Here is an 11,618-nt window from a genome sequence, read left to right as displayed (position 1 = left end):
AAAATCATGAAGATTAGCAACATAAAATACGCTCAAGTAAGCAACATAAAGTATAAAAATAATTTTGCCCCGGGTATTTCGCGACAAAAAATGGCTCGATGGGTTCGAGTACTTATCCTATCAGGCATATTAAGCAGCTGTCAGAAATTTGTGCAAACCCCTCCGCCGGTTACGACTCTCAGCTCCGAGAACACTTATACTTCAGTTTCCACGGCAGCTGCTGTTTTAGATGGAATATATATATCACTCAATCCGAGCGCGACTATCGGTTCAGGAAATTCTTTTTCATTAAAAACCTCTCTGCTTTGTGGACTGTCAGCGGATGAATTTTCATTGATCAGCACAGCCGGTGCTGATTTAATACATTATCACACAAATGGGCTCACAAACCAAAATGGCGATATATGGAACCTGGCGTATCCTATTATCTTTAATGCCAACAGTGCTATAGCGGGTATTAGTAACAGCAACTCGCTGCCAACAAAGATAAAAGAGCAGTTATTGGGTGAGGCTCAGTTTGTACGTGCATTTCTGTACTTTTACTTGGTTAATTTATATGGACCGGTGCCTTTGGCGCTAACGACAACCCCTCAGACTAATGCAACACTTTCTCGGGCGCCTATTAGCCAGGTTTACCAGCAAATCATCAGCGACTTAACCTCTGCGCAGTCTAAGTTGAGCACCCAGTTTCTGGACGGAACCATTCTGAACCCCAGCGCAGACCGATCGCGCCCTAGTTATTGGGCAGCTACTGCGTTGCTGGCTCGTGTTTACCTGTGTAATGGCTATGTGACTGGTGACAATAGTAATTTTTCGAAGGCCGCATCCGAATCGTCGATCCTTATCAACAATCGTGCGCTATTCGGGCTGAGTAGCCTTGATCAAGTCTTTTTAAAAGCTAGTCTCGGTAATAATGAAGCGATATGGCAACTGGAGCCTACAGCAGCCGGATTTCCAACTACCGAAGCCCGAGAGTTTGTGTTACCTGCTACCGGACCAAGTGTCAGTCACCCCGTATGGTTAAGTGACAGCTTGATGAGTAAATTTGAACCCGGAGATCAAAGGAGGACTCAATGGGTGAATAGTGTTACAACTGGTGGTACAACCTACTATTTCGCCTACAAATACAAGAACAATGTTCTAAATTCTGCTATTAACGAGTATACCAACATTTTTCGACTGGGTGAGCAATACCTAATCCGTGCCGAAGCAGAAACGAAGCTAAATGACATCGCCAAAGCACAAGCCGATCTCAATGCGATCCGCAACCGCGCAGGACTGCCTAATACGACAGCTACCACACAGGCTGCGCTTATAACCTCGATCCTACATGAACGTCAGGTCGAGTTTTTTTCGGAAATGGGGCATCGTTGGATGGATTTGAAGCGTTTAGGAGTCGTCAACAGCATAATGGGTACTGTGACGCCCACGAAAGGCGGCATTTGGAATGCGAATGATGGGCTCTACCCGGTTCCAGCAACTGATCTAAACGCTGATCCTAATCTTGTGCAGAACCCGGGCTATTAGGTGTTAAGGACAGTTCAGTAAGATTCGACCTCAAGTAGTGGGATTTACCGGACGGAAGCCGCAACCAACAAGTGAGTATTCTGCTCATTTGTTGGTTGTTTAAAAAAAACCGGCGGACAATATTTAAAAAAGACCCCTGACAAATGTCAGATAAAAAATAAAACAGCTGAGAAGTTCCGGTTTTTTCCATGAATTTGAATTACCCTTAACAGCTCAAATTGCTGCTAACGACAGTAAATCATGGGTAAGTAATCGCGCACTTACTCCGACCTATCCAAATTCACAGTCGTTTGGCCTATATGCACATTCCTGCTAACGCCTAATGTACATAGCCCGTAATTTTGAGCATAATACGATTAGAAATGAATTATTATTGATATGAATTTTAAACAACACCAAAAAATTATGAAAATATTTGCAACGCTATTATTGGCGGTTATTTATTTAAATACAGAAAGGTTATACGCTCAAAACACAGAGCCAATTGCGAACCGCATTAAGGCAATGTCCAAAGAAACCGATCCCGAGAAAAATGCAGCGAATATGATCGCGATCATAAAAGATTATGGACTTGACTCAGTAAAAAATGCTGAAGATATTGATGTCCTGAAGGGTGAGGTGGCATTGTCATACCTCAACGTAAATGCGTTTCAAAAATTTGAGGCCTATATCAGACTGATCAAAAATAAGTTCAATCAAACCTCGTACATGAATATGGGCGCGTACAACCTGTTTAGGGATAAAAAGAACCTGGCCTACGCGGAAACTATCGCAAAAAGAACTATTGATCTATATGATTCTTTCAAAAATGATCCATTAGCCAGGCCATCGGGCTTTGACCGGGATGATTGGAATCGGTTTATGAAAATGGCCGCCTTTCCTTACTACGAAACCTACGCCCAGATACTGCATGCTAATGGGAAAGATGACGCTGCACTCAACTATCAGGAATTGGCCTTGAAAGGCCAGGATATCGATCAATTAGATATCCCCTCAGCAGAGCTTTATGCGATTTTGTTGGCCAATAGCGGCCAAGACGACAAAGCATACAACCTGCTCTTAAAAATGGTTGGTACAGGAAAATCAACCCCTGCTATGAAGGAATTGCTCAAAAAGCTTTATATTAAAAAAGGTGGCCTCCAAACCGGGGCGGACAGTTTATTAGACTCTCTTCAGACAAATGTAAATCAGGCTTATTTAAAACAAATCGAAAAAAAGATGTTCAACAACTTGACGGCCATCCCTTTTACATTGAAGGATCTGCAGGGAAACCGCATATCGCTTTCAGACTTAAAAGGAAAAGTTGTTGTGCTCGATTTTTGGGCTACCTGGTGTTTCCCGTGCATAGCTTCCATGCCCGCTATGGAAAAGCTAACCAAAAAACATCCTGATGTAGTTTTTCTTTTTATCGACACTGAGGAACAAGGCACAGATATTCCGACAAAAGTACGGTCCTTTATTAAAAGTCATGGTTATGATTTTCACGTTCTTCTGGATCTTCCGGCAGCAAATAACCCCAAAATATTTCCCGTAGCCGCCGCGTATAAGCTAAACGGCATTCCAGCGAAAGTGGTTATCGACAAATACGGGAAACAGTTGTTTTTGACGGCAGGATATTCATCGGATGAAGAATTGACGAACGAAATGGAGGCTATGATTAAGATTGCAAAACAGCAATAATAATAATAACGATTTAACAATATTAACTGCCAGCCTGATTTTTATTCTGGTCAAATATGAGCGCTAACCTCGTTTTTTTTAGCTCATTATTTGCAGGCATTCGTCACGCTATGTCAAAAAAGGCGCTGTGTGCGGGTTCAAATTGTAAAGCCATTATATTGGTTTTCAATGCTATAGTATTAGCGTTAAGGTTGATACCGTTAAATGAGTTTATTCCGAAACATCGGCCAGTAACTAAAATGCAAGATTTGATGTAAGAGAATCTATTCAAACCTACAATGTTGCCAAAACCGAGTTCTTTTGAAAGAATGCCGTTATAATACTGGATTTGTTTTATTTGTTGTCAAAATTCATGAGTGGATAAATGCCGGAAATGACAATTTAAACTAGGCGTTAACGATTATCTTCAGATTATTTTAACCGTTACTAAATGAGTGCATCAGAATTAGATCCTACGGATATTGAAATATTAAAGCTTTTGCAAAAAAATGCTACGTTGACAAATAAGGATATCTCTTATAGGGTACATAAATCATTAGCTACTATTCATGAAAGGATTCGGCGACTAAAAACACAGGGATATATCCTGCGTACGGTAGCCATTCTTAACAAAAAAAAGATCAATAAAATGTTGACCGCTTTTAGCCAGGTAGTGTTAGATGATCATACCGCGGAAACCTTGACGAGTTTTGAACGAGATATACTCGAATTCCCGGAGGTTATGGAATGCTTTCAAATGAGCGGTTCTTTTGATTTTATCCTAAGGGTATGCACCCGGGATATGGAGGAATATCATGATTTTTATAGAAGACTTGGCACATTACCGCGTATTTTCTCCGTTCAAAGTTTTTTTGTAATGTCAGAAATTAAAAGTGATACGGCTTATTCTTTATAATGGTTTTAAGGCATGCCAGCCAATAAAAATAATCAGCCATTACCAACAGTTTTTCAGAATTTTAGGATAATGAAATACGAAAAAGTTAGCGAACAGATATCGTTATTTGATATTTTTAAAATTGGGATTGGTCCATCTAGTTCCCATACATTGGGGTCCATGGAAGGCTGCTGAACTATTTCTTAAAGTTTTAAAAACCAACGCTATTTTCAACCAGGTTACCGGGCTTAAAATCCTACTTTACGGATTGGCAAAAACGTGTAAAGGCCACGCAACTGATGTTGCAAATTTGCTTGGACTACTTGGTGAGGACCCTGTGACTATCGATGTCGACCGGATCGCCGAAAAAGTATTGGATATCACTACTATGGTATCATTGTTATTGAGCGGCGAACATCAGATCAATTTTTCCGTAGAGGAAGACCTGTTATATTCATATCACGAAAGTTTGGAATATCATCCCAATGCATTAACCTTTCAGGCATTTTTTAAAAATGGATCAGCTTTATCTGAAACCTATTATTCTGTTGGTGGTTGATTTGTCACCCAAGGAAAACAGGTGTCGCTGGCTGCTTCGGATAACTCACTGCAGTATCCAATTGGCAACGCAAACGACCTTTTAACCTATTGCCAGCAAACAGGACAACCGATATCGTATTTGCCAATGAGTTGTTTTGGAGATCACCTGGTAAAATAACCGAGGACCTTCATGAAATAATTAAGGTTATCAAAGAAAGCATTTATCGAGGCTGTCACACAACGGGAGTTCTGCCCGGAGGCTTGCACGTAAAAAGGAGGGCAACAGACTTCAATGTGCATCTTATGAATGGGGCGTCTTATAAAACTCCCGCGTAGTGGTATGAAGCTATTAAAAATAGCGAAAGAAGTTTCAGTAATAGCTTGGATTGGGTAAGTTGTTTTGCTTTGGCGGTCAATGAGGAAAACGCATCTTATGGGAAGAATAGTGACTGCTCCAACTAACGGTGCTGCGGGAGTGATTCCTGCTGTATTAATGTATGACGTTTTATTTTGCTCAAATAATAAAAAGCAAAATCTTCTGAAGTTCATGTTTACAGCGGTTGAGGTTGGTAGTATATTTAAAAAAGGCGCGACAATTTCGGCCGCTATGGGAGGATGCCAGGCAGGGATTGGGGTTTCTTCCGCGATGGCCGCTGCCGGGTTGACAGAATGCCTAGGCGGTTCACCAGAACAGACTTTGATGGCCGCAGAGATAGCGATGGAGCATCATTTGGGTCTCACTTGTGATCCCCTTGGCGGCTTGGTTCAGATTCCATGCATTGAGCGTAACGCAATGGGGGCTATTAAAGCGATAACCGCCTCACATCTCGCGTTAAAAAGTGATTCTTCTAAAGCCAAAGTAAGCTTGGACGCGGTAGTTGACACGATGTGGACAACGGCGCTCGATATGAGTTCAAAATATAAAGAAACGTCCGATGGTGGCTTGGCTATCCGAATTTCAATAAATCTCTCTGAATGTTAATGTAACGTCTTGGACGAGTTCCAGAACAGCTAAGTTAATATCGTAATTCACGCTTGCCGGTCCCGGACGATGACTTAATTTCAGGTCTCTTTATTGAATCAGAACCTAAAACGTGACAGGGGTTATTTAAGTTTAATTGCTGAATATTTCTTTCAACTTCTTGTTAAGTTCATCTCCGCGCAGGTTTTTGCCAATAATTTTTCCATCAGGTCCTATTAGAAAATTTTGGGGAATAGACTGGATAGAATATAACTGGGCCACTTCATTTTTCCATGATTTCAAATCTGATAACTGTGTCCAGGTTAAATTGTCGGCGTGAATGGCTTTTAACCATAGATCTTTTGCACCAGGGTCATCAAGAGAAACGCCAATTATAGCTAAGCCTTTGCTTTTATAAGTATTAAAAGCCGCAACCACATTTGGGTTTTCTTTCCTGCACGGTCCGCACCAACTTGCCCAAAAATCTAGCAAAACATATTTGCCTTTAAAGTCATGCAATGAAACGGCTGTTCCAGCAGTATCAGCCTGTGTAAAATCAGGCGCAATAGAACCCATTGCTGTTTTCTTCATTCTTTCAATTTCTGATGCATAATTCACCCCTATTTTCGTGGAGCGCACACGTGCTGATAGCAACTGATAAAAGGGTTCAATTTCATTAACGTCAGGTACTGCGCCGGCAGCATTTCTTAGGGCGAAAAGGCTTAAAACCGAATTAGGATTAGCTTTTATAAACCCGAGGTAAATATCTTTTTGCTTTTTTATTATTGATTTCTCCCTTTTCGCAATCTCTTCGCTAAATTCCTTCGATTTCTGTTTTTCAGAGGAGGCTGCCTGTAAGTCCCTTTCAACCGCTTGCATTTCGGCATTCGAAGGCGCCAATGCAGCTCGCAGACCGATGTTATCTGTATTTATCGGGCCACCGGCAATTTTAGCGTTACCGACAGAATCCGTGCTAAAAACAGTTATTCTTCCCGACTCTAAATAAAATTCAAGATATTCTATATCTTTTGAGTACAGGCCTGTCCCTTTTTTATTCACCATCAGGAATGCGTGTGCCGGTTCGCTTAAACTGCCGGCAAAATTAAATGTTCCGTCATTTATAATTGTCGAATCAATATGTCTGCCTGCCTCGTCGCTATACATCAGGTAAGCTTTTGCCTGGGGTGGTAAATGGGCTATTTTACCGCTTAAGGTGTAAGCAACCGTTTGCGCGATTGATACAGATGACATAACTACACTTATTACCGCCATTAAAAGAAATTTAATTTTGCTCATTTGTTATATCTGAATGATGTTTTTAGTTTATAAAGCTCAGCATATCAGTTAATAGAATCAAAGACTCTGGCGAAATACATAAATTTTCTGGTAAAGAGCCTAATTTGATTAACAATTCTCCTGTCTGGAAGGCATTTACCTAAGAATTATTGGGCGTTTTTTCGGCAGACACAAATGGCTTTTAATAAAAAAAACGACCGTTAATCGGAGTCCGCTCTTTAAAATGGCATTAGATTTTTAAAGAAGATTTAATTAAACTTTTTCTTTGTTTTGAAATCGGAATTTTTGGGGAAGAGTATTTCATCACGAAGTATCCGGAATCCTCGTTCAGAATACTGACGATATGCATTTTATTAACCAAATGTGACTGGTGGCATCGTATGAAGCCATAGGGGGTTAATAATTCATCATATTCATATAATGGTCTTGAAATAAGATATTCTGATCCATTTGTCAAATAGAACGTGGTATAATTGTTTGAAGACTCGCATCTGACAATGTCCTTAACTGGTACCAGAAAAGTTTCTTTCATTGTGGGCAGAGCTATCTTTTGGTTCTCATCAGGAATTTTTCTGTCTAAAAGGTAAAGCAGGTTGTTAAGCCTTGAGTTTTCCTTTTTAGCATTTACCGATTGTTCGATCCTGTCAACGGTATTTTTAAGTTCGACAATATTGATTGGCTTCAACAGATAATCAAGGGCCGAAAACTTGATGGCCATTATTCCGTAAGTATCGTATGCTGTAATAAAAACTACAGCAAAATCGGGGTCTTTCAACGATCGTAAAAGGTCAAACCCGTTCTTCCCAGGCATTTCGATATCAAGAAATACAACATCAGGTTTTAACTTAAGGATATGTTCGGTCGCTTCATCCGCATTTAATGCTGTGGCTACAACCTCAATCTCTTTGCAATGCTTGGCAAGCAACGCTTGCAAGTTGCTTATATTGATAGGTTCATCGTCGACTATTATTGCGGTTATCATCTAATTATTTAACCAGTTATGAAATGTTAATATGGCCTTCGTGCCTGATTTTTTATCAAAGTCAAGCTCAATTTTCCGGTCTTTTGTCATTTTATTGATCGTAAGGATCCTTTCGAATGTTAAAGAAAGTCCATATCCAGAGTTGTTACTTACCCACGTCCCATTATCTTCAACCACTATTACAAAAGTATCCTTTTTTGAACTCATCTTACAAATGACTGACAGTTCACCTTTATCACCTAGTTTCGAAAGACCATGTTTGACAGAATTCTCGATTAGCGGTTGTAATAATAAGGTTGGTATCTCTATATTGGAAATATTCAGTTCAGGAGAGATATCAAAGTTCCAGCTGAAATTAAATCGTAAAGCTTCTAACTTAACATACATCCGCATCATCTCCAACTCCCGATCAAGGCTATTAAAAACATGCTGATTATTGGCCAGTGTTTGCCTCAATAAAGAACTGAACTCCTGCAAATAATTATTGGCTTCATCAATGCGATCTGTATTCATAAGCCCCTGTATTGAACTAAGTGCATTGAACGTAAAGTGTGGATTCAATAATGATTGCAACCTGATGGCTGCTGTCTCCAACTTCTTTTGTTTTTTTTCTGAAGATCTGATCTTATTTCTTAAAAATAAAGTTACCAACAAAAAACCGATAGCGACGACCACAGTGATCAGAATTGCATATGTGATAATGGATTGATACCAATAAGGCTTTACGCGGATGTAAACGGTCTGTACGCTTTCCTGTTGATCAACATAGTTATACCTTAACTCATACTCCGTGTTTGCGAGCAACCTAAAGGGTGCGAACCCTGTGTCGATAATTCTATATTCCGATCTTTTTGTTTTTAAATTCACTAAGGTATATTCGACTTCTAATCCTTTAAAATTTTCTCCTGATGTTATATTAAATTGGACTTCATCTCCCGGTGCTACCATGACCTCACTTGAAGAACCGCCTGCATGTGATGGGAGTACCAGAGTCTTGTGTTCGTCGTGCTTATGACTTAGCGTTATCTTCGGAATTATTCTAATTCTCTTGATTTCATATCTTTTTACAAGTGTATTTGTTTGTTTGTCCAGAATATCTACGAAAACTTCGTCATTTACCTTTAAATAAATCTGACCGCCTTGCGCTGGTAGACCAGTTTGCTTTTTCTTAGTTTGGTTCGAATCATTGTGAAGCCCCCCCCCATTAAAATATGCCCGGTAGTAAATCTTATCAGATAAATTATTTAACACACTGGTTGGATGGATACCTATAAATCCCCCTGCTGTAACCACAGTCACTAGCAAACCATTTTGCGTTTCTTTCATTTGACCGACAAGCAATCCAGGGCCATCAAATCTCATATATGTTATGCTTGGCAAATTAGACTGCCAAGCATGAACACCGTTTACAAAAGCAAACAGAAATAAAATAAGTGTATTAAATTTTTTAGTTAATATCATTTCAAGCCTAATAAGGTACACACTGTATGTTAAATCGCCAATTATTGTTAATTATAATATTTAGTTGCTATTGCTCTTTGGCAATAGCAATCATCGCTTCCAGTTCATTTATTAATTCTGTATCTGAGGTATAACCTTGGGTCAAAAATCTTTCCCTGCCATGTGGGTCAATTATCACCTTGGCAGGAATTCCCGTTATTTTATAAGAAGCGGCTAAAGAGAAAATTTTCGGATTGGTAGGTGAGGGGAAATCCATTAGCGCATTTTCCGGAAAGTTATGCGTTTTTACGTAGGACCTGACACGCGTTTCTGCGTCTGTGCCGGTCTCTTGTGTTGCAATGAACAAGAATACAACTTCAGGGTGCTCTTTTGTGATTTTCTCCATTGCCGGCATTGAAGCTATGCATGGAGCGCACCAGGTGGCCCAAAAATCCAATACCACAACCTTCCCTTTCAAATCAAAGAGCGATATATTCTTGCCGTTAATATCTTTTAGGTTGAAGTCATGGGCATCGGCATTCGCCATCATTTTTTTTTCTGTTTCCGTCCTGTACGTCTTGCTTATATTTCTTTGAATGGAATCTAACAACAACGAAGCATTAGCCTCGCTACCAGTTTTTTTAACAGAAAGTGCTTTAAGCTGATCATTCATTTTTAAGCTTGATTTGCCAAATTTGGCCATTTTTAATAAAACATCGTAAACTTTATCCTCTTGCCCCTGCGATTGTAACAAGGCAGTATAAAGTTCAACAGATGACTGGAGCAAATCATTCAAATCCTGGCCTTTAATTGCCTTCTCCTCGTACAAAAGCGCTTCCTTATCCTTGCCATTTACATGAAGAGCAGCGGCGTAGGTTTCATAATAAGGGTATGCGGACATTGTCATAAAGCGATTCCAATCATCCCGGTCAAAGCCCGATGGCCTGGCTGATGGTTCATTTTTGAAAGAGTCATATAACTCAACCGTTTTTTTTGCAATCTTTTCCGCATAATCCGTGTTGCCAGTTTTTTTCATCAGGTTGATTGCAGCGATATTCAAATACGAAGTTTGATTAAACTTATTTTTTACCAGGCTGATATATGCTTCAAATTTTTGAAACGCATTTACGTTGAGGTATGATAAGGCTACCTCACCCTTTAGGACATCAATATCTTCGGCATTTTTTATACCGTCAAGTTTAAAATCCTTGATGATTCTCTTCATGGCAATAACGTTTTTTTCCGGATCTGTTTCTTTATGCATGGCTTGAAGCCGGCTTACCATGGTTTCTTTGTTTTGTGCGCTCGCAGTCCATGAGATGCAAAAGATCATAATTACTAATAATAATGTTTTGATAGTTTTCATTTTTAACTTTTTATTTATGGAACGGTTTGCTGTCAGTTTGATTAACCGTTGTGGCCAAAATTATGGTGAGTTACATATTAAAAATAATGGAACTGTGAGACTGAACCATATGCCTGTGAATTTAGATGAGGAGGCTTTTTATTTTGTCATTTGAAATTTTGGGGGACACTGGTGGATATTCCAGGAGACTAAACCAGGCTATTACGTGCACTATATAGCCCCAAGTTGTGTACGTCACTTTGAAAATTGCACTTACAGAAACTGTCTTTACCGTATGATCCTTCTACATTGAAAAGCTGGTTAACTGCCATCCGGAAACGCTGGCCGGATACTAAATTAATTACGCAGGGCGAATTTGGTTTGCTTTGGCGGGCACATTATAAAAGCAATAACTTTAACTACCGTTTTGTAGAACGCGGATCGGGTGTTGGCGGCTCTGATGCCAACAATGAAATCAGCTGGTTTATGAATAAAGATTTTCGCCTGGCATTACTGAAAGACTGGAAAACCAACACGCCCGAAAAAGTAATTGATTTTACCCGGTATGATATTCCGACAAAGGAACCTGCGGAATTGACGCGCAAATGGAGCCTGTTAGGGGAAATAAATCAAAAACAGTCGCGCGCGCAAGATAAACCGGTCCCGCTTGATTCACTGTCGAAAATAGATAAAGTATAATAACCAGGCATTACAAATATTTAATTAAAAACAATTAATCGCCGGGTGGCAACAAATCAAAAACGTTTATGGAATCAAATATTTGGTCATAAAAAGTTTTTAAAATGAAGCCGTTAATATTTAATGACAATAAAATATTAACGTAAACCTCTTAACCTATTTCCCTGAAGGGGCCTTGTTTGGAGAAAATGCCGATATTAACAAAGATGAAGATTTTTCAGAAATTATTTGACCAGCTAATTGATCTTTGGCAAACTACTGAAAAGGTTTGTTA

The 11,618-nt window shown here is 39.6% G+C and carries 11 protein-coding genes; 7 read left to right on the top strand and 4 right to left on the bottom strand.

Features of this window, described 5'->3' with window-relative positions; genetic code table 11:
* Positions 1-6: 6 nt before the first annotated feature.
* From LJ658_RS05030 to LJ658_RS20500, 6 genes are all read left to right on the top strand, one after another.
* Positions 7-1,527, top strand: coding sequence for a RagB/SusD family nutrient uptake outer membrane protein (locus LJ658_RS05030; protein ID WP_230545366.1), 1,521 nt, complete (start codon positions 7-9; stop codon positions 1,525-1,527).
* A gap of 405 nt (positions 1,528-1,932) precedes the next feature.
* Positions 1,933-3,207, top strand: a complete 1,275-nt coding sequence (locus LJ658_RS05025) for a TlpA disulfide reductase family protein (RefSeq protein ID WP_230545365.1) — start codon at positions 1,933-1,935, stop codon at positions 3,205-3,207.
* A gap of 430 nt (positions 3,208-3,637) precedes the next feature.
* Positions 3,638-4,102 (top strand): Lrp/AsnC family transcriptional regulator, encoded by a 465-nt coding sequence (locus LJ658_RS05020; protein WP_230545364.1) that lies wholly within the window; start codon positions 3,638-3,640, stop codon positions 4,100-4,102.
* A 12-nt stretch (positions 4,103-4,114) separates the two neighbouring features.
* Entirely contained in the window at positions 4,115-4,276 is a 162-nt protein-coding gene (locus LJ658_RS20510) for a serine dehydratase beta chain (protein WP_370632937.1), read from the top strand.
* Entirely contained in the window at positions 4,209-4,640 is a 432-nt protein-coding gene (locus LJ658_RS20505; protein WP_370632936.1) for a serine dehydratase beta chain, read from the top strand. Before LJ658_RS20510 ends, LJ658_RS20505 begins: the two co-directional genes overlap by 68 nt.
* 414 nt (positions 4,641-5,054) lie before the next feature.
* The gene (locus LJ658_RS20500) at positions 5,055-5,603 is read left to right on the top strand and encodes an L-serine ammonia-lyase, iron-sulfur-dependent, subunit alpha (protein WP_370632935.1); all 549 of its coding nucleotides are present in this window, start codon (positions 5,055-5,057) and stop codon (positions 5,601-5,603) included.
* A 132-nt stretch (positions 5,604-5,735) separates the two neighbouring features.
* Here the strand turns inward: LJ658_RS20500 and LJ658_RS05010 are convergent, their stop codons facing one another.
* The 4 genes from LJ658_RS05010 to LJ658_RS04995 all read right to left on the bottom strand — a co-directional run bounded on the left by LJ658_RS05010 (position 5,736) and on the right by LJ658_RS04995 (position 10,666).
* A complete protein-coding gene (locus LJ658_RS05010; protein ID WP_230545363.1) occupies positions 5,736-6,878 on the bottom strand; it encodes a TlpA disulfide reductase family protein in 1,143 nt (380 codons plus the stop codon).
* 229 nt (positions 6,879-7,107) lie between these two features.
* Entirely contained in the window at positions 7,108-7,860 is a 753-nt protein-coding gene (locus LJ658_RS05005; protein WP_230545362.1) for a LytTR family DNA-binding domain-containing protein, read from the bottom strand.
* Positions 7,861-9,321 (bottom strand): sensor histidine kinase, encoded by a 1,461-nt coding sequence (locus LJ658_RS05000; RefSeq protein WP_230545361.1) that lies wholly within the window; start codon positions 9,319-9,321, stop codon positions 7,861-7,863.
* Between the two features lie 67 nt (positions 9,322-9,388).
* The gene (locus tag LJ658_RS04995; protein WP_230545360.1) at positions 9,389-10,666 is read right to left on the bottom strand and encodes a TlpA disulfide reductase family protein; all 1,278 of its coding nucleotides are present in this window, start codon (positions 10,664-10,666) and stop codon (positions 9,389-9,391) included.
* 246 nt (positions 10,667-10,912) lie between these two features.
* Here LJ658_RS04995 and LJ658_RS04990 point away from each other — a divergent pair, with 246 nt between their 5' ends.
* Positions 10,913-11,344, top strand: coding sequence for a DUF3864 domain-containing protein (locus LJ658_RS04990; protein WP_230545359.1), 432 nt, complete (start codon positions 10,913-10,915; stop codon positions 11,342-11,344).
* Positions 11,345-11,618: the final 274 nt, after the last annotated feature.

This window comes from Mucilaginibacter sp. UR6-11, assembly GCF_020880695.1.
Taxonomy (GTDB): Bacteria; Bacteroidota; Bacteroidia; order Sphingobacteriales; family Sphingobacteriaceae; genus Mucilaginibacter.
Note: the sequence above shows the minus strand (reverse complement) of the source record. Positions and strands in the feature narration are given on the sequence as shown.